General features: G+C 42.4%; 17 protein-coding genes, 1 tRNA gene and 1 pseudogene. 12 read left to right on the top strand and 7 right to left on the bottom strand.

The annotated features are described in order from the left end of the window. The first annotated feature begins 27 nt into the window (after positions 1–27). Positions 28–1,459 (top strand): annotated as a pseudogene (locus Q9R24_RS02460) (capsule assembly Wzi family protein). Positions 1,460–1,800: 341 nt separating this feature from the next. Here Q9R24_RS02460 and trpS read toward each other — a convergent pair. Continuing rightward, positions 1,801–2,814, bottom strand: coding sequence for a tryptophan--tRNA ligase (gene trpS / locus Q9R24_RS02455; protein WP_311203641.1), 1,014 nt, complete (start codon positions 2,812–2,814; stop codon positions 1,801–1,803). Between the two features lie 189 nt (positions 2,815–3,003). On the opposite strand from trpS, the gene Q9R24_RS02450 reads away from it, so the two are divergent. Beyond that, the gene (locus tag Q9R24_RS02450; protein ID WP_004646278.1) at positions 3,004–3,930 is read left to right on the top strand and encodes a DUF808 domain-containing protein; all 927 of its coding nucleotides are present in this window, start codon (positions 3,004–3,006) and stop codon (positions 3,928–3,930) included. 48 nt (positions 3,931–3,978) lie between these two features. Continuing rightward, a complete protein-coding gene (locus Q9R24_RS02445; protein ID WP_310078049.1) occupies positions 3,979–4,884 on the top strand; it encodes a neutral zinc metallopeptidase in 906 nt (301 codons plus the stop codon). A gap of 37 nt (positions 4,885–4,921) precedes the next feature. On the opposite strand, the gene Q9R24_RS02440 is transcribed toward Q9R24_RS02445, so the two are convergent. Further along, on the bottom strand, positions 4,922–5,476 hold the full coding sequence (locus Q9R24_RS02440; RefSeq protein ID WP_071850583.1) for a hypothetical protein: 555 nt from the start codon (positions 5,474–5,476) through the stop codon (positions 4,922–4,924). A gap of 216 nt (positions 5,477–5,692) precedes the next feature. On the opposite strand from Q9R24_RS02440, the gene Q9R24_RS02435 reads away from it, so the two are divergent. Together Q9R24_RS02435 and Q9R24_RS02430 are read left to right on the top strand one after the other, a co-directional pair. Next, a complete protein-coding gene (locus tag Q9R24_RS02435; protein WP_071850584.1) occupies positions 5,693–7,192 on the top strand; it encodes a sodium:proton antiporter in 1,500 nt (499 codons plus the stop codon). A gap of 159 nt (positions 7,193–7,351) precedes the next feature. Further along, positions 7,352–7,693 (top strand): MGMT family protein, encoded by a 342-nt coding sequence (locus Q9R24_RS02430; RefSeq protein WP_180037683.1) that lies wholly within the window; start codon positions 7,352–7,354, stop codon positions 7,691–7,693. A 43-nt stretch (positions 7,694–7,736) separates the two neighbouring features. On the opposite strand, the gene Q9R24_RS02425 is transcribed toward Q9R24_RS02430, so the two are convergent. Both Q9R24_RS02425 and Q9R24_RS02420 read right to left on the bottom strand, forming a co-directional pair. Next, on the bottom strand, positions 7,737–8,177 hold the full coding sequence (locus Q9R24_RS02425; protein WP_004279425.1) for a universal stress protein: 441 nt from the start codon (positions 8,175–8,177) through the stop codon (positions 7,737–7,739). Between the two features lie 240 nt (positions 8,178–8,417). Beyond that, positions 8,418–8,822: a hypothetical protein gene (locus tag Q9R24_RS02420; RefSeq protein ID WP_004730270.1), complete on the bottom strand. Its 405-nt coding sequence runs from the start codon at positions 8,820–8,822 to the stop codon at positions 8,418–8,420. A gap of 175 nt (positions 8,823–8,997) precedes the next feature. On the opposite strand from Q9R24_RS02420, the gene Q9R24_RS02415 reads away from it, so the two are divergent. Next, positions 8,998–9,074: transfer RNA gene (locus Q9R24_RS02415), tRNA-Met, on the top strand. 221 nt (positions 9,075–9,295) lie between these two features. Here Q9R24_RS02415 and Q9R24_RS02410 read toward each other — a convergent pair. The 3 genes from Q9R24_RS02410 to gltA form a co-directional block, all read right to left on the bottom strand. Then, positions 9,296–10,921, bottom strand: coding sequence for an NAD+ synthase (locus Q9R24_RS02410; RefSeq protein WP_311203640.1), 1,626 nt, complete (start codon positions 10,919–10,921; stop codon positions 9,296–9,298). A gap of 373 nt (positions 10,922–11,294) precedes the next feature. After that, entirely contained in the window at positions 11,295–11,798 is a 504-nt protein-coding gene (locus Q9R24_RS02405) for a hypothetical protein (protein ID WP_005107522.1), read from the bottom strand. Positions 11,799–11,954: 156 nt separating this feature from the next. Further along, on the bottom strand, positions 11,955–13,229 hold the full coding sequence (gene gltA, locus Q9R24_RS02400) for a citrate synthase (protein ID WP_004279429.1): 1,275 nt from the start codon (positions 13,227–13,229) through the stop codon (positions 11,955–11,957). A 1,005-nt stretch (positions 13,230–14,234) separates the two neighbouring features. Here gltA and sdhC point away from each other — a divergent pair. The 6 genes from sdhC to odhB all read left to right on the top strand — a co-directional run bounded on the left by sdhC (position 14,235) and on the right by odhB (position 22,511). Beyond that, positions 14,235–14,633 (top strand): succinate dehydrogenase, cytochrome b556 subunit, encoded by a 399-nt coding sequence (gene sdhC, locus Q9R24_RS02395; RefSeq protein ID WP_004279430.1) that lies wholly within the window; start codon positions 14,235–14,237, stop codon positions 14,631–14,633. Continuing rightward, positions 14,633–14,998, top strand: coding sequence for a succinate dehydrogenase, hydrophobic membrane anchor protein (gene sdhD / locus Q9R24_RS02390; RefSeq protein ID WP_004279431.1), 366 nt, complete (start codon positions 14,633–14,635; stop codon positions 14,996–14,998). The genes sdhC and sdhD overlap by 1 nt, the downstream gene beginning before the upstream one ends. 12 nt (positions 14,999–15,010) lie before the next feature. Next, entirely contained in the window at positions 15,011–16,909 is a 1,899-nt protein-coding gene (locus Q9R24_RS02385; protein ID WP_311203639.1) for an FAD-binding protein, read from the top strand. A 14-nt stretch (positions 16,910–16,923) separates the two neighbouring features. Beyond that, positions 16,924–17,634, top strand: coding sequence for a succinate dehydrogenase iron-sulfur subunit (locus Q9R24_RS02380; RefSeq protein ID WP_004279433.1), 711 nt, complete (start codon positions 16,924–16,926; stop codon positions 17,632–17,634). Between the two features lie 821 nt (positions 17,635–18,455). Continuing rightward, positions 18,456–21,278: a 2-oxoglutarate dehydrogenase E1 component gene (locus Q9R24_RS02375; protein WP_004279434.1), complete on the top strand. Its 2,823-nt coding sequence runs from the start codon at positions 18,456–18,458 to the stop codon at positions 21,276–21,278. Between the two features lie 18 nt (positions 21,279–21,296). Continuing rightward, on the top strand, positions 21,297–22,511 hold the full coding sequence (gene odhB, locus Q9R24_RS02370) for a 2-oxoglutarate dehydrogenase complex dihydrolipoyllysine-residue succinyltransferase (protein ID WP_311203638.1): 1,215 nt from the start codon (positions 21,297–21,299) through the stop codon (positions 22,509–22,511). Positions 22,512–22,544: the final 33 nt, after the last annotated feature.

The raw sequence follows: 22,544 nt of genomic DNA, 5'->3' as shown, positions 1-22,544 counted from the left end.
TCATCCCATGTTGCTAAAAAAACATTATTGAGTGTGTTACTGACTACGCTTGCGCTTCCTGCTTTTGCTCAGGGTCTAGTTCTAAATGATGCAAATTTGCGTACGGACCTAAACTGGTTAAACCAGCAAGGGGTTATTCAAATCAGTACCTCAACCTGGCCACTGAGTGGGGATGAAATTCAACGAGCCTTATCAAATGCGCAGATCAGCAATACTGTACAGCAGCGTGTAATCGATTCGGTTCTGGCTAAACTAAAGGCAGATAATCAACAGCTAAAATTGGGTGTATTTGCAGAAACCGATCAAAAAAATATTCCACAGGCTTTCGGGGATCAGCAAAAAGCACAATATCAGGCAGCTTTAGAGTTTAATGTTGGCAGTACGAATTGGGATGCCAAGATCAGGGTGAATGCTGAAAAAGATCCACAAATTGATAATGATCAGGATGTAAATCTTGAAGGTTCTTATCTGGCAGGAAAACTTTGGAATCAATGGTTGATTGCTGGGCAGATTCCAACTTACTGGGGCCCAAGCCATGATGGCAGCTTGATTCGTGGTGATGCCAGTCGTCCAGTCTATGGCTTTACAGTTCAACGTGCAGAACAGACAGCATTTGAAAATAAATGGTTATCTTGGATTGGGCCGTGGCAATATCAGGCTTTTGCCGGTCAACTCGATGACTATAGCGCAGTTCCAGACGCCAAATTGATTGGTTTGCGTGTTACAGCACAGCCTTTACCTTATTTAGAGCTTGGTGCCTCGCGTGCGATTCAGTGGGGTGGTGAAGGACGACCTGAAAGTTTAAGTTCGCTGTGGGATGCTTTTGTAGGTAGTAAAGATAATGGGGGTACAGGTGAACCAGACCCATCTAACCAGATTGCCGGTTTCGATGCGCGGTTAAATTTATTTTCTCTTACCCAAATTCCGGTGGGTCTATATGCTCAATATGTAGGAGAGGATGAGGCTGGGGGCTTACCTGCAAAAAAAAATGTATTTGGCTGGAATCGACTATTCTGCTAGTTTGAGAAATATGCCATACCAAGTTTATGCAGAATGGGCAGATACCCGTACCAATGGTAAAGCTCAAGGGATTTCTTATAATCATACGAATTATACAGATGGTTTTTATCAGCATGGTTATCTTCTAGCACATGCTTTAGGTGGTGATGCGCAGATGATTTCCGTAGGTGGGGATATTCGTATTGATTTTATGAACCGCTTATCAGGTCGTATACTTTTTGCTGATGTGAATCAATCGGAACGTGCCGCTGTTAATAATGCTGCTTTTGCTTTTAATGATGAAATTAAAGCATTGGATTTGACCTGGTCGCATTATATCTGCCCAGAAATGCCGCTTAAAATTAATGCATGGGTCGGTGATTCAAAGGTAAATGGTCGAGATAGCGGAGTTTCTTTAGGTATCGAAATACCATTAGAAAAAGGCTTGTTCAGTTATTAATTCTTAGCCATGATTAAATCCTGCTTAAACGCAGGATTTTTTTAGCATTTTGAAAAACTATAAACAAAAAAAACGCAATGATTGGGGTTGTCATTGCGTAGAAAAAGGAATGTCTTTCAAACTACTTCATTAACTGTGGAGAGAGTTAAATCTGATTCCTTACTGAATACAATCATAATAGGATGCATTCTCATATGACTCATCAGTATTCATGTTAATACATGTTAAATAAGGTTAAAAATATGAAGATTATGTGGGGATATTTGCATCATTTTTGCGCAATTTTAGCTTAAACAAAAAAGCTCTTCATCAGAAGAGCTTTTAAGAGCAATTTTTTCTAATTAAAAATGGAATACACCGAGGCCAGATTTAACTTCATCCAGTGTCACCTGGGTAATATCGCGACATTTATCCGTACCGGTTTTCAGGATATCCATGATGTAATCGGGATCTTTAGCCAGTTCAATACGACGCTCACGAATTGGGCCGATCAATTCTTTTAAAATACTTTCCAGACGTTTTTTCACTGTACCATCGCCTAAACCACCACGACGATAATGGGCTTTGAGCTCTTCCAGCTCTTCTTTATTTGGGTCAAAGGCATCTAGATAAGTAAATACCACATTGCCTTCGACCTGACCTGGATCTTCAATACGCAGATGATTCGGATCGGTATACATTGCATTGACGGCTTTCTTAATATCTTTATCTGTCGCATCCAGCACAATGGTATTGCCCAAAGATTTCGACATTTTTGCTTTACCATCAAAACCAGGTAGGCGACCAACATTGGAAAGAAGTGCCTTACATTCTGGTAGCAGGTCATGACCAATTTGACGGTTCAAACGACGCACGATTTCATTGGTCTGTTCGATCATTGGAATCTGATCTTCACCCACAGGAACAACCGTTGCCTTAAATGCTGTAATGTCAGCAGCTTGAGCCACCGGGTAGCACAAGAAGCCGGCTGGAATATCACGCTCAAAACCACGCATCTGGATTTCAGATTTAATGGTCGGGTTACGCTCAAGACGTGAAACAGTCACAAAGTTGAGATATAGCATGGTCAGTTCATTTAAGGCAGGTAAGCATGACTGAACACAAATTGTGGTTTTAGTTGGATCAATACCGACAGCCAGATAATCCGTCGCCACTTCAATAATGTTACGACGTACTTTTTCAAAATTGTCCGCATTATCAGTTAGGGCTTGAGCATCGGCGAGTAACAAGTGTTGATGGTGAGAATCTTGCAGACCTACACGAGAGCGTAATGAACCCACAAAGTGGCCGAGGTGGAGTTGTCCGGTAGGACGGTCGCCCGTCAAGATCACTGGACGATTATCTTGATTACTCATTATCTATTCCAAAGGGTAGTCAGTACTACAGCTGTATTTTAACGAATGGCAACATTGTACGGCATTCTGTTTTTGATTGTCAGCCAGAAAAAAAGCTGTCGTAAAAAAATCTTATAAATTAAACAAGTGAATACAATATTTTTAAGAATTTTGATTAAACTATCTGGAAAGAAGATAAGGATAATAAGTATGGCGAGCAGTTTATTACTATTATTAGATGATATTGCTACTGTTCTGGATGATGTCGCTGTCATGAGCAAAATGGCAGCAAAAAAAACAGCAGGCGTCCTTGGTGATGATCTGGCTTTAAATGCGCAGCAAGTGACAGGTGTGCGGGCTGATCGTGAATTACCGGTGGTCTGGAAAGTTGCCAAAGGTTCTTTTGTTAATAAACTGATTTTGGTGCCGCTGGCATTATTAATCAGCTTTATTGCAGGCTGGCTGATTAATCCCTTGTTGGTGCTGGGTGGTTTGTTCCTATGTTATGAAGGCGTGGAAAAAATTATTCATACCTTGCATACACCGAAGGCCAAGGACGCGGAACAGGCGCGTGAGCAATTGATTCATACAGAAATGGATTTGCACCAGTTTGAAAATGAAAAAGTCAAAGGTGCTATTCGCACTGACTTTATCCTGTCTGCTGAAATTATCGTGATTACTTTGGGAACGGTCGCCGCAGCCTCGATGCTGACCAAAGTGACTGTTTTAAGCCTGATCGCGGTGGTGATGACCATTGGTGTTTATGGTTTTGTTGCGCTGATTGTCAAACTGGATGATATCGGTCTGCATCTGACTGAACAGCAGTCCGATTTTAAACAAAAAATAGGACGTGGCTTGTTGGCATTTGCCCCGATCTTAATGAAAATTCTCTCCATTGTTGGGACCGCTGCGATGTTTCTGGTGGGCGGTGGAATTATTAACCATGCAATTCCTTTTATTCATCACTTTACTGAAGACAGTGTTGCTTATGTGCAGGATATTCCCAGCATTGGCAACATTGTCGGTGCCGTAACACCGACCTTGATTAATTTCGCAGTAGGAATTTTAGCGGGTCTGCTGGTCATGCTGGTCATCAGCCTGATTAAGAAAATCTGGCCTAAATCATCAAAAGCTTAAGGTGTAGAAATATCTGGATATTAAGCAGATTAAGAAAAGGAAAAGACTATGCGTTGGAAAGGTCGTCGTGTCAGTAGCAATGTAGAAGACCGTCGTGGTGGTGGTGCCAAAGCTGGCGGAATCAGTATTGTTGGATTGATTGTGGCCTTTGTGGCCTGGAAGTTTTTCGGTGTCGATCCACAACAGGCTTATCAAACCACCAAGCAGGTCACTCAGGGGGTATCGGGTGCGGCAGAAACACGTGGCCTGGAAAATCCCACGCCAGAACAGCAGGAGTCGATTGATTTTGTTGGAACTGTATTGGCAGATACTGAAGATACCTGGAATCAGGTGTTTCAGCAGCAGTTAAATCAGCAGTATGTCCCACCGAAACTGGTGTTGTTTAACGGCATCGTGAATTCTGGTTGTGGTACTGCTCAGGCGGCGATGGGGCCTTTCTACTGCCCGACAGACCAGAAAGTGTATATCGATACTGCATTCTTTAAAGATATGCGTACCCAAATGGGCATTACCGGAGAACAGAATGCCACCGAACTTTCCCGCAATGATCAGGCGGGGGATTTTGCGCTGGCCTATGTCGTGGCCCATGAAGTGGGGCATCATATCCAGACGATTTTAGGTATTTCTTCTCAAGTACAGCAAGCACGTCAGCAAGCAAGCGAAGTGCAAAGTAATCAGCTTTCAGTGCGTCAGGAATTGCAGGCAGACTGTCTGGCCGGCGTTTGGGCTTACCATAATCATGAACGTACCCAATTTCTGGAACAGGGTGATGTGCAGGAAGCGATGGATGCCGCCCATAAAATTGGCGATGACTATTTACAGAAACGTGCTCGCGGGCAGGTGGTGCCGGACAGCTTTACCCATGGCAGCAGCACGCAGCGGGTACAATGGTTTAACACCGGCTTGAAATCCGGTCAAGTTGCGAATTGTGATACCTTTAATCAAAATATTTAAATGACTTCGATAAAAAAAGGAGCAGATGCTCCTTTTTTTATTTATGCAGAAAACGCCGGAAGTTTCTTAATATCTTGATACTGACAAATAATGCAGCCAAAGCAAACAGTGCAATTGCAAAGACTGTATATTTGAGGTTGCTCATGTCATTTTGATAAAACTGCTGAATTTCTTGTTTGTTATATTCTAAAGCAGTTGCTTTGCCGGTTCGGCTATCTCTGAACTGGATTTTTTCAATATAGAACAGATTTCCCGCTTTGATTAAGTCAACAGTCTGGATTTGACGGGTATGCGATTGATTGTCTTCATCGCTACATAAAGCGCTGTAATGTTCACAGTTGATTTTGGCCACATAACCATTTCCTGCAATCAGAATAAAAATTGCATTGTCTGGTCGCTGGTTATTGGACACCAATACATACTGTTCGCCGGCTGTACTTTTTAAGGGAATGCTGGTGGCTTGCTGATAATGCTGTTCTGCTTGCAGAATTTCCTGAATTTTAGCAAAGCAGGTAAAACATAAGGACAACGTGATCAGAAAAATCACGCTGGCAAAACAGAGACGAAAAATGGTTTTGACAGTTTGATGCATGGGAGAAAAATTCAAAATAGAATGATGGGAAAGCAAAAGCCGAGTGCTGATCTGTATGTTAAATCATCATTCGAAAATACTGAAAAGAAACTTAACTCAATTCGATAAAAAAGCGGACTAAACTTGTTTTGCCAGAATACCTTGCTATTTAAATCTCTATTTTAACAACGCCTCTCGGCGCATAGTGCTCCATATCGCCCGATTTTAGGAAACCGAATGGGAAATTTCTTTTTTCTTCAGCTACTCACGGTGGTCTTTGCTCTGTCTATTGCCACGACCATGTTTAATAAGCGCGTTTTAGGCTTTCCGCAAGCGATCGGTGTCCCTATTGTCTCTGCAATCTTTGTTTTCATTTTGCAGTGGGGCGCCAGTTTACTGCATGGTAATCCATTCTTTAGCATCAATATTGACAATATCGAGCAGGCTGTTCGTCACGTCGATTTCTATGATTTTCTGATCAATGGTGTGATCTGTTTTATCCTGACTTCATCTGCGCTGAAGTTTAAGGTCTCAGATTTGCGTAACCACTGGCGGCCGATCAGTATTTTGGCTGGTCTGGCTTTGGTGTTCTGTGCAGTGTTCTTTGGTGTGGTGTTGTATGGTTATCAGTTCCTGATTGGTAAACATGTTGACCTGCTGGTTTTGCTCTTGCTAGGGGCGGCCTTGGGCGCCACAGATCCGATCGGCATCAAAGGCGTATTGAGTTCGGTTCGCGCACCGCATCATTTGATTGTCAAGCTTGAAGGCGAATCACTGTTTAATGATGCAATGTGTATTGCCTTATTTATGACCTTGCTCAATGTTCTGCAAGGTGAAAACTTTACGGTACTGGCAGTGCTGCAAACCTTGCTTTATGAAATTGTCGTGGCGGTGCTGATTGGTCTCGGATTCGGTTTTGCGATCTTGCGGATTTTGCGCGGTAAGCATGAAATGGAATCTCTGATTTTGACCACGGCCTTGCTGGCTTGTGGTTCCTATCTGGTGGCTTTGCTGGCACATGCTTCCGCGCCAATTGCCTGTGTGATTGGTGGTTTGATTGTTGGCAATAAATGGAAAGAAATCCTGGCAGATGCTGAAATTGGTGACGTTAATCATTTCTGGCATACGGTTGAGGGAATTATCAATTCATTCCTGTTTACCCTGATTGGTCTAGAATTGTTTATTCTGGACTTGAGTACCAGTCTGGTTCTGGGCGGAATGGTGGCTTTTGTGATTCTACATCTGGCCCGTTTTGCAGCCAACTATCTGGCCTTTGCCATGTTCCCAAAAGTCAGCAAGAAAAGCTATAACGGCAGTTTGACCATCCTGTCTTGGGGCGGAGTACGGGGCGGGATTTCTTTGGCCTTAATTCTGGCGGTCGCCAATGTTCCTCAGCTGGAAGCCTATAGCAGTATTCTGGTGGGCTATACCTTTATTGTAGTGCTATTGTCCGGTGTGGTATGTGGCTTGGGCCTGCCTGCGGTGATGAATGCGTTTTATTATAATCCCAATGAAGAGACGCAGGGCTTTAAAGGCTGGTATCAACGCATGTGTCATAAAATGAATCGTAAGGGTTTTCGCTATATTGTTGGAGAAGATGCCAAAGGAAATGAGACTATTACTATCTTTCAGCCAGAAATTCTGATTGATCAGAAAGATGCAGATGGCGTTGCCACGGTGCATCATCCAGATAAAGTTCAGGAAGTAAAAAGACTGGAAAATCCGGATAATTTCTAAAGATAAAACTTAGAAGATCAAGAGACTGTTAGATTGGTTTTTATAGTGAGATGAGAGCTTGAATCAGCGTATTTCATCAGGCTTAATCACTCTCCTATAGCTTTTTTACTGGGGGTGGATTGTGATTTTTGATTTAAATAAGCTATTAATGAGATGAAAATGACCCAGACAAGTTCAGCCAGTCAGGAAATGGCAGAAATGATTTTGGCTGTGGTCAATCAGATTCCGTATGCCAAAGTCGCCACCTACGGACAGATTGCTAGACTGGCAGGTTTACCCAAACATGCGCGATTGGTCGGATGGGTATTAAGTCATCTAGATTCGGACACTGATATTCCTTGGTATCGGGTGATCAATGCCCAGGCGAAAATCAGTGTGAAGCAACTGGACGAACATGGCCAGAATATCCAGCAGCAAAAACTCATGCAGGAAGGAATTTTTCTTAAAGGTGATCGCTTGGATTTAAAACGCTATCAATGGGATGGTCTGGTCAAGATATAAAAAAAATCCCCACTTGGTGAAAAGTGGGGATTTTAAACATAACTTAGTTGCGAATCACCATTACTGGGATATCCGCTTGGCCGAGAATGCTTTGCGCTACGCTGCCAAGGAACAGCTTTTTGAAGCCCGTGCGACCATGGGAACCAATCACGATCAGGTCAGAATTTAAATCTTTAGCTGCTTTGACAATCTCGCTATAAATTACCTGACCCTCAAGGAGCTGTGTATCCACTTCAACACCGGCACCAGAGAATTTTGCTTTGGCTTCATCCAGCGTTTTGAGGATGGAAGTACGGGCACGTTCAATCAGGTCATTGGTTTGTGCCGCAGAGATATATTCCGCAGCGATATAAGGGTCCAGTGCCAGCACTTGAACCACTGTGACTTTACTGTTAAATGCTTTGGCAATTTCTACAGCTTTATCCACTGCAGCATACGATGTTTCTGAACCGTCAACAGGTACTAAAATATGTTCAAAAGGCATTAGAATTCTCCTGAGGGGAATTTAGAGTTATAAAATTATGACGCGTTAAACCGGGTACGAATAGTTGTTTATACTTTGATCATAGCCTGTATTGTATAAAAATAAAACCAAGTAAATACATAGGTATAATATCTAATAGATTAAAAAATGAAGCACCTGTTTAGAGCTATTTAATTGGGTGATTTATTTAGCCTAAGTTAATAATTTATATGTAATTAATGTGATAGCCTAAGACAGTGATTAATCACATCGAATAGAGGTCGGGTCTAATTTTATTTGCGGTGACAGCTGTTCATAGCGATTTAAAATTGTTTGAGTTTCACCTGCATAAATTTTTTGCTGTAGCTGCCGGATTTTATGTTCTGTCACATGTAAACGCGCACAATGTAATGCAATCTGATTTTCCCGGGTTACCGCCAGTCGTTGGCTCTGATCATATTCCGGATAGCGCTCGATTTTCTGCTGTGCTCTGCTGAGTTGTGCCAAAGACCTTTTCTGCTGCATGCTCATCAGTTGCTGCTGATTAATCCACTGTGCCACATCACGTCTGACGCCATTATAATCTACGAAAATAGGCGAGATGGTCTGGCAGGCACTCAGACTTGAAAGGCCAATGAGTAAAATAAATATTTTGATTTTATACATCTAATGATTCCTCGAAGAATTAAATGGTGCTATGAATGCGTGAATTACATACTAAAAAACCCTTTTTTGTTTAAAATTTAAAAGTTTATTCCGTATTTGCATAAAGACTGAACATTTGTGTTTTAAAATGCTTGACGATAGAAGCTGAAATTACGATAATGCGCACACAGTTTACGGCTATGTAGCTCAGTTGGTTAGAGCACCGCACTCATAATGCGGGGGTCACAAGTTCAAGTCTCGTCATAGCCACCATTTTAAAAGACCAAGCTCTCAGCTTGGTCTCTTTTTTTGTCTTTTAAAAAGCACTGCAAACCATAAAAAAATTATTTGAAGCATCCACTAATTTTTGCAGTTTCCGCAAAACATCATTTTTCCTTCTTAATGTTGGGGCTATTCTTCATTTTACTGCCGCATAAAAAAATCGTCCAAGCATTCACTTGGACGATTCTGATTTACATCATTGAAAACAGAATTTAGCTACCTGCTTTCCAGCCATTCACGATTGGATAACGACGCTCACGGCCATAAGAACGTGAACTGATACGTGGCCCAATGGCACCTTGGCGGCGCTTGTACTCATTGATATCAACCAGACGAATCACTTTCTTCACGACTTCAGCGTCAAAGCCTTTGGCAATGATATCGTCCTGGCTCATATCTTCTTCAATATAAGAGTACAAGATTGCATCTAGAATGTCATAGGCAGGTAAAGAGTCTTGATCGACCTGATCTGGACGCAGTTCTGCTGAAGGTGGACGGGTAATCACACGTTCCGGAATCACTGGAATTTCTGAAATGCTGTTACGATACTTCGCCAGTTCAAACACAATGGTTTTATATACATCTTTCAGAACTGCATAACCACCGACCATATCGCCATACAGGGTGCAATAACCGACAGCTAGTTCAGATTTATTACCGGTTGCCAGCACCAGATTACCGAATTTGTTAGACAGGGCCATTAATAAGGTGCCACGTGAACGTGCTTGCAGGTTTTCTTCGGTGGCATCGACTGGAACATTACCAAAGAATGGGAACAGCACCTGCATAAAGCCGCTTACCACAGGATTGATTTCGGCAATACCGAAAGTCACGCCCATATTTTTGGCTTGAGCCGCTGCATCTTCGACACTGATTTGTGCGGTATAAGTATATGGCATCATCACAGCTTGAACTTTGTCTGCGCCAAGCGCATCTACAGCAATCGCTAGGGTCAGGGCAGAGTCAATCCCGCCAGACAGTCCTAGAATCACACCTGGGAAGCCAGAACGCTGTACATAATCACGTGTGGCCATGACCAGGCTTTGATAAATCTCAGCCATGGTGTCTAAAGCAGGTGCAATTGCGCCTTTGCTGAATTGCAGTTGTTCAGCATTAAATTCTGCAATTGCCAGATTTTCCTGGAAAGTGGGTGCCTGTAAAGCCACCTCGCCAGATTTGTTGAGCACAAAACTGGTACCGTCAAAGATCAGATCATCCTGGCCACCAACCTGGTTACAGTACACCAGATTGATATTCAGCTGTTTGACCAAGGCCGCCATGGTTTCAATGCGATGTTGTGGTTTACCCACTTCATATGGCGAGGCATTCAGTACCAAAGCTGTGTCGATATTCAATTTTGCCAGTTGCTGAACAGTCGCCAAAGACCAGACATCTTCACAGATCAGTACGCCAAATTTATGTCCAAGATACTCAAAAACCAGATGCTGATGACCTTCGCCAAAATAACGCTTTTCATCAAATACGCCATAGTTTGGCAACACTTGCTTGTTATAAACACCCAGTACTTCGCCATCTTTCATGACAGCAGCCGAGTTATAACGCTGACCATCTTCAGTTTGATTAACAAAACCAAAGACCATGACAATATCTTTTACTTCAGTCAGTTTTTCAAAAGCCGCTTTGGTGCGTTTCACCAGGCTCGGGCGAATTAATAAGTCTTCTGCAGGGTAGCCCAGCGTTGAAAGTTCAGGAAAGATAATCAGATCCGCTTTATCTTTTTTAGCCTGATTGGCCAGATCAATCATTTTTTGCGTATTTGCATCCAGATTGCCCACATGTGGAGAGAATTGAGCAATCGCAATTTTAAAACTTTTCATTCCAAGTAAATCCTATTCCTATAGGTTGATACACTAAATTACTGATTTTTATAATTCTAATTATTCAGTTGAGTGCACTTCGATATTCATAAAATGCCAAATGGCTTAAATAAAAAAACTTTTTATCTCATGATCATTGAATCTTAATGTGCGATGCAAAATAATCATACCGGCCTATTTTATCGAAATTTTATCGATAAGCTAGAGTTGATTTAGCAGAACAGGCATTGAGTGAAAAAAGTTATTATATAAAATTAGAAAATATGCTGATTTTTTATGCATCTAGGCTTATGTAGATTTAAAGACTGAAATCTAAATTTTGGCTTTTAAAATATGCCTTAGCTATATTGTTTGGAATTAAACTGATTAAATATCATCTGTTTATTTTTGGATTTAAAATAATATTCGGAATTTTTTTTAGAAAAATATCCCGGGCAATATCGCCTTGTTGTTCAATATTGTAGGTTGAAAATGATTTGTTGGGATTAAATTGATATTTGTACGGATTATATTTTCCCAAGCTGAGAAAATAAGCACTTTGTAAAAATGCCCCTTTTAAAAGCACATTGATCTGACATTGGTGTTGATAAATATGCGCCATCTCATGAATAAATAGTGCCTGATAAGATAAACTCTCGCGCGAATAATCTTCCCGATAATTTAAATTGCGTACATGGATGTAGCCACTGGGCGCCATAATGACATGTTTGGATTGCCAAGGCAGGTAGGGGTGATTCATGATTTTAACGCGAGAATAATCGATCAGGTTGCCAAATACTTGTTGGGAAATTTTGATTTCACCAGACGTTAAACTGCGGCACTTAAACTGTTCAAAATGAACCAATCTCAAAATAAAGGGCAGAAAATACAACAGCATTCAATATACGTCCTGTTTTTAGGTGACTTAATCCGTGAATATGATTTTGATATATTCATTTTAAAACGTTTCAGGTCAATTTTTTGTAGGCTTTTGTCAGTGCTAAAAAAACCACCCGGGTGGGTGGTTTTCTTGAGTCTTTCGACGCGGTTCGAATTAACGAACGATATCGCGTTGAACTTCGCCAGTATAAAGCTGACGAGGACGACCGATCTTGTAAGGACCGCTGTGCATTTCTAACCAGTGGCTGATCCAGCCAACAGTACGTGCAAGCGCGAAGATCACAGTAAACATTTCTGTCGGGATACCAATCGCTTTAAGGATGATACCTGAGTAGAAGTCTACGTTAGGGTATAGGTTACGCTTGATGAAGTATTCGTCAGAAAGCGCGATACGTTCAAGTTCCATAGCCAATGCAAGCTGTGGATCATTGATGCCAAGTGCACCAAGAACTTCGTCACAAGTTTCTTTCATTACTTTCGCGCGTGGATCGAAGTTTTTGTAAACTCGGTGACCAAAGCCCATCAGTTTAACTTCTTTAGTCTTCACTTTTTCCATGAAGCCAGCAACGTTTTCTACAGTGCCGATTTCGTCAAGCATCTTAAGAACAGCTTCGTTCGCGCCGCCATGAGCAGGACCCCAAAGTGCAGAGATACCAGCAGCGATACATGCATACGGGTTAGCACCAGTAGAACCAGCTAAACGTACGGTAGACGTAGAAGCATTTTGTTCGTGGTCAGCATGAAGCGTGAAGATACGGTCCATTGCTTTTGCAAGGATTGGATCAACTTTGTAATCACGATCTGCAGGAGTAGCAAACATCATGTGCAGGAAGTTTTCTGCATAACCAAGGTCATTACGTGGGTAAACGAATGGTTGACCAATGGTGTACTTGTAGCTCCAAGCCGCCAGCGTAGGAATCTTCGCGATTAAACGAATCGCAGTGATTTCACGGTGGTTCACATCTTCGATGTCAAGGTTGTTGTGATAGAACGCAGACAACGCACCAACCACACCTACCATGATCGCCATAGGATGCGCATCACGACGGAAACCATTGTAGAAACGGCTAACTTGATCGTGAACCATCGTATGGTTACGTACTTTAGCGTCAAATTCTTCTTTTTGCTCAGCAGTTGGAAGTTCGCCATTTAACAATAAATAGCAAGTTTCCAGGTAATCAGCTTTAGTCGCCAATTGATCGATTGGGTAGCCGCGGTGTAAAAGTACACCTTTGTTACCATCGATGAACGTGATTTTAGACTCGCACGCAGCTGTCGCCATAAAACCAGGATCAAAAGTAAAGTGACCTGCAGCCAACACATCTTTAACGTCGATTACATCTGGGCCCAATGTGCCGCTGTAAATTGGTAGTTCAATTTCTTTGCCATCAAGCTGTAAAACGGCTTTCTTGCCAGTTGCTTCAGACATTCAATAGATCTCCTGTCCTGGTGAATGTATATCCGCTTTGTCTATCAATCTTTTAATGCACAAAACGGACGGATCAAAAATTTGCTATAAGATTAGTGAGTACTGAAATTTTGTCAATTATACTTATGGATGAAAAATGACGGCCGCACAGCAGTTTAGTCACATTCGCTCAGTATAAAAAGTTCAGTAAAATCACAGCATCAAACCTCTATAATAAGTCAAATTGATGCAGAGGTGCAGAAAAAAATAGACTGCTTGGGGCATTTGTAAGCGTTTTTTCCTAGCAAGAAATGCGGGCGAAAATAGTGAAAGATTAAGGTGAGCATGCTTAAAACTATATAAATCTCATAACTTACATCGTTTTTGCCAAGCTGAATTTAACAGGTAGAATTATAAATAAAAGCAATTAATTGAATTTTGAATATGGTTCAATTGATTAAAAAATAGCTTAATAAATGGCCAGTTTTGCAGCAAAGGTAAGCAGTATAAAAATAAATGAATGATTTTTTGAATCTAAATGCTTCAAATCGATTGAAAAACCCATCGTGTGGTGTACTAAGTCGCTATTTAACATCAGGTTATCTGAATCACTGCGCTGCTGATGAATTGGGACAATTGGTCTGTTAAATCTAGACACTTGATTTAAATCTGAATTAAAAAGAGATTTAAATAATATTTGTGATGGAACTGTGCATCTTTAGTCTAAAACTCAAACATGATCCTGTAGGCTGAAAACCGAGTAAATTAATCATCTTAATTATTTAAAAACAATCATATAGATAGGAATTGAAAGAGTGGAATAATATATAAAGTCTGACTTATTGTTGTTAATGATTCTTATTTAATGGTTTTTTATCCAAAAAGCCAAATTCAGCCGTTTGTATTTTAATAGTTCACGTTTTATAATTCAGTGTCGTTTTGATTTTAGGCATGTATTTGCCTGAGAATGCCAGCTTTCCTTCGAATTAATTCCAACAAACTCCGGATGGAGTTTTTACTTACAGGATGCCCGCTGTGAAAAGCAACAGACCTGTCAATTTGTCCATGGGTCAAGTTTTAGAAGTAAACTTAAAATCACCCGTGGCTATTGCATCAATTCTACACCGTCTTTCAGGTGTTATCGTATTCTTACTCGTACCGGTCCTTCTATGGATTTTAGACAAGTCATTGTCTTCGCCTGAAGGTTTTGCGCAAGTTCAAGAAATCTTTAACGGTTTCATTGTTCGCTTTATTGTATGGGTATTTGTCGCCGGCATGATTTTTCACTTTATTGCGGGTGTTAAGCATTTACTTGCTGACATTGGCGTTGCTGAAGAACTAGAAAGTGGCCGTGTTGCATCTACTATCGCATTAATCTTGTCTGCAATCGGTATTGTTGCAGCATTTGTATGGATCGTACTCTAATGAAAAGCGCTACTGGTTTAACAGGTTCAGGTTCTCGCGATTGGTTTCTCCAACGTGTCAGTGCTGTAGTTCTAGCTGTTTATACCGTTGTTGTACTGGGTTGGATTCTACTGAATGGTGGTTTCAACTTTGAACAGTGGTACGGCTTTATGATGACAGTTCCAATGAAGATCATGTCTTTGTTGGCGGTCTTATCTCTTGTTGCACACGCATGGATCGGCATGTGGCAGGTATTCACGGATTATGTGACTACTCGTCAAATGGGTCCTTCAGCTTCAGGTTTACGCCTTGTACTGACTTCAGCAGTAATCATTGCTGTACTTGCATATGCAATCTGGGCGATCCAGATTTTTTGGGCGAATTGATAGGAAACAATCATGGGCGCTATAAACCCTAAAGAAGATTACACAAATATTCCGCACGAAACTTTCGATGCTGTCATCGTTGGTGGTGGTGGTTCAGGTATGCGTGCGTCTTACCAACTTGCTCAAGCTGGTTTGAAAGTTGCGGTGCTGACTAAAGTATTCCCAACTCGTTCGCACACTGTTGCAGCGCAGGGTGGTATTGGTGCATCTCTTGGTAACATGCAAGAAGATAACTGGCACTACCACTTCTACGACACAGTTAAAGGTTCGGACTGGTTAGGTGACCAAGACGCAATCGAGTTCATGACTCGTGAAGCGCCTCAAGTGGTTTATGAACTTGAACACCTGGGTATGCCATTCGACCGTAATGCTGATGGTACAATTTACCAACGTCCATTCGGTGGTCACTCAGCAAACTACGGTGAAAAAGCTGTGCCACGTGCATGTGCTGCTGCCGACCGTACCGGTCACGCACTTCTTCACACACTTTATCAAAGCAACGTGAAAATGGGCACTCAGTTCTTCGTAGAATGGATTGCGCTTGACCTGATCCGTAACGAAAAAGGCGACGTTCTAGGTGTTACAGCAATTGATCAGGAAACTGGTAAAATTGCAGTATTCCAAGCAAAAGCGACTTTGTTCGCTACTGGTGGTGCTGGTCGTGTTTACCGTGCATCTACAAACGCTTATATCAACACTGGTGACGGTCTTGGTATGGCAGCTCGTGCAGGTATTCCATTGCAAGATATGGAATTCTGGCAATTCCACCCAACGGGTGTTGCGGGCGCAGGCGTATTGTTGACTGAAGGTTGTCGTGGTGAAGGTGCAATCCTTCGTAACAAAGACGGCGAACCATTCATGGAGCGTTATGCACCAACTTTGAAAGACTTGGCGCCACGTGACTTCGTATCACGTTCTATGGACCAAGAGATCAAAGAAGGTCGTGGTTGTGGTCCTAAAGGCGATTACATCCTGCTTGATATGACGCACTTGGGTGCTGACACGATCATGAAACGTCTTCCATCTGTATTCGAGATTGGTAAGAAATTCGCGAACGTTGACATCACTAAAGAGCCAATTCCTGTAGTACCAACAATCCATTACCAAATGGGTGGTATTCCGACGAATATTCATGGTCAGGTGGTTGTTCCTGAGTCTCGTGAAACTGAAGCGCTTGTTGCTAACTACAACAAAGACACTGACGTTTACTCTACAAATGCCGAAGGTCGTGATTTTGCTAAGCCAGTAAAAGGCTTCTATGCAATCGGTGAATGTTCATGTGTATCTGTACACGGTGCGAACCGTCTAGGTACGAACTCATTGCTTGACTTGGTGGTATTTGGTAAGGCTGCTGGTCAACATATCATTGAATATGTGACTAAACAGCACGATGGCGAATATGAGCCACTTCCAACAACTGTGCTTCAAGAAACTGTTGAACGTATTCGTAAACTTGACGAATCGACTACAGGTGAGAATGCTCAAGAGGTTGCTGATGCAATCCGTGACATCGTTCAAGACCACGCTGGTGTATTCCGTACATCTGCGCTTCTAGACGAAGGTGTGAAGCAGATTCTTGCAATTGAACCGCGCGTACGCAATATTCACTTGAAAGACAAATCTAAAGTATTCAACACTGCACGTATTGAAGCACTTGAAGTTGAAAACTTGTATGAAGTTGCGAAAGCAACGCTTATTTCAGCTGCTGCTCGTAAAGAATGCCGTGGTGCACATACGGTTGTAGACTTTGAAGAGTCTCCAGACCATGCTGAATACCCATATGGTCGTCGTGATGATGAGTGGATGAAGCACACTTTATGGTTCTCTGCGGATAACCGTCTAGAGTACAAGCCAGTTCGTTACCGTCCATTGTCGGTTGACGCGATTCCACCTAAACCACGTACATTCTAATCAGGAGAATTCAGATGAGTAGAGGTACTCGTACATTTCATATCTACCGCTACGATCCTGACAAGGATAAAGCACCGTACATGCAAACTTTCAAACTTGAACTGACTGATAAGCACCGTATGTTGCTTGATGCACTTCTTGCATTGAAAGTACAGGACGAGACTTTAACGTTCCGTCGTTCATGTCGTGAAGGTATTTGTGGTTCTGATGGCGTGAACATCAATGGTAAAAACGGTTTGGCGTGTCTTTGGAACCTGAACGATTTACCAAATGAAATTACTGTTCGTCCATTGCCTGGTCTTCCTGTAGTGAAAGACTTGGTGGTTGACATGAACCAGTTCTATGATCAGTACAACAAGATCCATCCATTCTTGATCAACAACCAGCCTGCACCTCCTAAGGAACGTTTACAGTCTCCTGAAGAGCGTGAGCATCTTGATGGTCTGTATGAATGTATTCTATGTGCATGCTGTTCAACTTCATGCCCGTCATTCTGGTGGAACCCGGACAAGTTCTTGGGTCCTTCAGCATTGTTGAATGCTTACCGCTTCATCATTGACTCGCGTGATACGGGTACACAAGAGCGTTTGGCTCGTCTTGACGATCCATTCTCATTGTTCCGTTGTAAAGGCATCATGAACTGTGTATCTGTATGTCCTAAAGGCTTGAACCCAACAAAAGCAATCGGCCACATCCGTAATATGCTTTTAGATATGGCAGGTTAATAGGCTGCTTCTAGTAGTTTAGAAAAAAGCACATCTTTGGGTGTGCTTTTTTATGCAAACTATTGGAAAAGTTAAGAAATCATAAGATAAAAATAAAGACCCTATACTTAAAATGTATAAAGTTGAGTGCAACAGTCAGGAAAAGGGTAAGGGCTTTGAGCGCCATATAAGAAGAACATGTGATTATTTTGAGTATTTATGATTTTTAGATGTAAAACTGACCTGAAAAATAGCAAGAACGATGTTATTATATAACGGAAATTTAAGGAGGGAGTGGATTGAAAGGTTTGCTCTCTTTTTATTTATCGGAAATGCTTAGGACTTAAGTCTACATTGAATCTATTTTTGAGATAAAGCACCATATATTAGAGTAAAATATCTGAACTGTATTTAGCCAATTTATGGAAGGTATGTGTCAAAAAAATCAATTGAAAAGTTGAGAACATGTTAGCATTTAGCCCATGACTATGTTTAAAAAATGCCACGCCAGGTACATTTTTTAAACACTGCATAATCAGGGACTGGTATATAAAAGGTAGACCCGAGTCGCTTTAGAAAAAATCTTTGTTAATGCTTGCTTTTTTCTAAGTCGATTTGCAAAAAATTGCCCGGTTTCGATCGGGTATTCAATGAGTGATGATGCCGCTGAGGGGCGTTATTGTTCATTAAACATATCAAGATTTTCTTGGTGTGGTGATAACGCCTCATGGCTTATGCCTTATGGGGGACTAGTATCATATTACCAATTTGATGCTAATAATCCTGGGTTTTGCTTAAAAAGCATCCTGAAAATGTTTTTGCAATAGGAAATGGGTCCACAAATGCAAGAAGTTGCTGACGCTCTGCGTCTTGACACTGAACTTTCCGCTGATAGTGCAGCGTATATTGAAGAACTTTATGAGCAGTATCTGACTGCTCCAGACTCAGTGGGTGCTGACTGGAGAGCGTACTTCGATAAATTCCCAAAAGGTGATCAACCACACAGTAATGTACGTGAGCAATTCCTACTTTTAGGTCGCAATTCAAGCCGTATTCAGCCTATTGTTCAGTCGACAGTCAGCTCAGAGCATGAACGTCGTCAAATTGGCGTGCTACAGCTGATTGCTGCGTACCGTAACCGTGGCCACCAGAAAGCAAAACTGGATCCATTAGGTTTGGCGAAGCGTGAAGTTGTGCCTGATCTAGATCTTGCTGCGCATGGTTTGACTCAGTCTGACTTAGACACAGTATTCAATACTGGTAACCTGGCGATCGGTAAAGAAGAAGCGACTTTGGCTGAAATGGTTCAGTCAATGGAAGCCACTTACTGTGGTTCAATCGGTGCTGAATACATGCACATCGTGGACACCAAAGAAAAACGTTGGATTCAACAACGTCTAGAAAGTGCACGCGGTCAATATGGCTTCAATGCTGATCAAAAGAAACATGTCCTTGAGCGTTTAACTGCGGCTGAAGGCCTAGAAAAATATCTTGGTAATAAATTCGTTGGTGCCAAACGTTTCGGCGTTGAAGGTGGTGAAGCATTCATCCCGATGGTCAACGAAATTATTCAGCGTGCAGGTTCTGTAGGCTGTAAAGAAGTTGTGATCGGTATGCCTCACCGCGGCCGTTTAAACCTTCTTGTTAACATCATGGGTAAGAACCCGGCTGACCTGTTTGGTGAGTTCGAAGGTAAGTCTATTCACAAGAAAGGTTCTGGTGACGTTAAGTATCACCAAGGCTTCTCTTCAAACGTGATGACTCCAGGTGGCGAAGTTCACTTGGCATTGGCGTTTAACCCGTCACACCTTGAAATCGTTGGCCCTGTGGTTGAAGGTTCAGTACGTGCACGTCAAGTACGTCGTAAAGACATTGGCGGCGATGACGTATTGCCATTAATCGTACACGGTGATGCTGCATTTGCAGGTCAGGGCGTTAACCAGGAAACTTTCCAGATGTCACAAACTCGCGGTTATACCGTGGGTGGTACAGTGCACATTGTAATTAACAACCAGGTTGGTTTCACGACGTCTGATCCACGTGACGCACGTTCTACAGAATACTGTACTGACATCGCAAAAATGATTCAGGCACCGATCTTCCATGTGAATGGTGATGATCCTGAAGCTGTGGTGTTCATTTCACAATTGGCACATGACTTCCGTCATACCTTCCGTAAAGACGTTGTGATTGACATGTTCTGCTACCGTCGTCGTGGTCATAACGAAGCGGATGAGCCAGCTGCAACTCAACCAATGATGTATCAAGTGATTAACAAGAAAGCGACTACGCGTACGCTTTATGCGGATCAATTGGTACAACAGGGTGTTCTTGATCGCGCAAGTGCAGATCAAATGGTTGAAAACTACCGTGCAGACCTGGAAGCGGGTAATCACGTTGCCAATGCACTGGTACTTGAACCAAACAAAAAAATGTTTGTGGATTGGACTCCTTACTTAGGTCATGAGTACACAGACGAGTGGGATACAACTTTCCCAATCGAACGTCTAAAAGAGCTTGGCAAGAAAATGCGTGAGCTTCCTGAAGGCTTCGTGATGCAGCGTCAAGTTGCAAAAGTAATTGATGACCGTCTGAAAATGCAAACGGGTGAAATGCCTCTGAACTGGGGTGCTGCTGAAACTCTGGCGTATGCAACTGTACTAGATGATGGTTACTTGCTTCGTTTAACGGGTGAAGACGTAGGTCGTGGTACTTTCTCACACCGTCATGCAAAACTGCATAATCAGGTAGATGGTTCAACTTATCTTCCACTGTGTAACCTGAAAGAAAACCAGCCGCGTACTGCAATCTATGACTCTTTGTTGTCAGAAATGGCTGTATTGGCATTTGAATATGGTTATGCGACGACTCTTCCTAAGAGTTTGATCATCTGGGAAGCACAATTCGGTGACTTCGCAAACTGTGCACAGGTTGTCATTGACCAGTTCATCTCATCTGGTGAAACCAAATGGGAGCGTGTATGTGGCTTAACTATGCTTCTTCCACACGGTTTTGAAGGTCAAGGTCCAGAACATTCGTCTGCACGTTTGGAACGTTTCTTGCAGCTATGTGCTGAAGACAACATGCAAGTCATCACACCGACTACGCCTGCGCAGATTTTCCACGCATTACGTCGTCAAGCGATTCGTCCAATCCGTAAGCCATTGATTGTTACTTCGCCGAAATCTTTACTTCGTCACAAGCTTGCTGTATCTAGCCTTGAAGAGCTTGCAAACGGTACATTCCAAACCGTGATTGATGAAGTAGACAACATCAACAAGTCAGATGTAACCCGTCTGGTTCTGTGTGGTGGTAAGGTGTATTACGACCTAGTTGAAAAACGTCGTGAAAAAGAATTGAACAACACTGCAATTGTACGTATTGAACAATTATATCCATACCCAGAAAAACGCCTGGCAGAAGTGCTTGCGCAATATCCAAACGTTAAAGAACTTGTTTGGGCGCAAGAAGAACCGAAGAACCAAGGCGCTTGGTTGTTCATCGCACCGCGTCTATATGACGACGTGATGAAAGCGGGTAAACAAGTACGTATTAGCTATGCAGGCCGTGAAGCTTCTGCTGCACCGGCATGTGGTTCACCATATTTGCATGCAAAACAACAAGCTCAGCTCATCAACGACGCGCTTGCGATCGACGCTGAATAATCCAGGAGATTCTAAGTAATGGCAACCGAAATTAAAGCACCGGTATTCCCAGAGTCAGTTGCGGACGGTACGATCGCAACTTGGCACAAACAACCAGGTGAAGCAGTGTCACGTGATGAAGTGATCTGCGATATTGAGACTGATAAAGTTGTTTTAGAAGTTGTTGCTCCTGCAGACGGTACACTTGCATCTATTATTAAAGGTGAAGGCGATACTGTTCTTTCAGCTGAAGTCATTGCACAGTTTGAAGAAGGTGCTGTTTCTGGCGCTACGCAAACTCAAGCAGTTCAGTCTGAAGAGAAAGTTGAACAAGCTGCTGCGCAAACTGAAGCGGGTAATGCACCGATCGTTGAACGTCAACAAGTACAGGATCAGGCTCCAGCAGTGCGTAAAGCATTGACTGAATCTGGTGTTGCAGCTGCTGACGTTGCAGGTACAGGCCGTGGCGGTCGCATCACGAAAGAAGATGTGGCAAATCATCAAGCGAAACCGGCAGCATCTGCAGCGCAACCATTAAGCGTTGCAGTGGGCGAGCGTATCGAAAAACGTGTTCCTATGACTCGCCTTCGTAAGCGTGTTGCTGAACGTTTACTTGCAGCGACTCAAGAAACTGCAATGTTGACCACGTTCAACGAAGTGAACATGAAACCAATCATGGAAATGCGTGCTCAATACAAAGATGCATTCGAGAAGCGTCATGGTGCGCGTCTTGGCTTCATGTCATTCTTCGTTAAAGCAGCAACTGAAGCACTTAAACGCTATCCAGCGGTAAATGCTTCAATTGATGGCGATGACATCGTGTATCACGGTTACTACGACATCGGTGTTGCAGTTTCATCTGAGCGTGGTCTAGTGGTTCCTGTTCTTCGTGATACAGACCGCATGAACTATGCTGAAGTTGAAAATGGCATCCGTGCATATGCTGGCAAGGCACGTGACGGTAAACTGGGTATCGAAGATATGACTGGCGGTACATTCACCATTACTAATGGTGGTACTTTCGGTTCATTGCTTTCTACACCAATTTTAAATACGCCACAAACTGCGATTCTGGGTATGCATAAAATCCAGGAACGTCCGATGGCGGTGAATGGTCAAGTAGAAATCTTGCCAATGATGTACCTTGCACTGTCTTATGATCACCGTTTAATCGATGGTAAAGAAGCAGTCGGTTTCCTTGTAACAATCAAAGAATTGTTAGAAGAGCCAGCGCGTCTGATCCTTGATCTGTAATTTATTCATTAAAAATCTCCCCTAACCCCTCTT

This window comes from Acinetobacter sp. RRD8, from assembly GCF_031844225.1.
Lineage (GTDB): Bacteria > Pseudomonadota > Gammaproteobacteria > Pseudomonadales > Moraxellaceae > Acinetobacter.
This window is presented reverse-complemented; position numbering and strand designations above follow the sequence as displayed.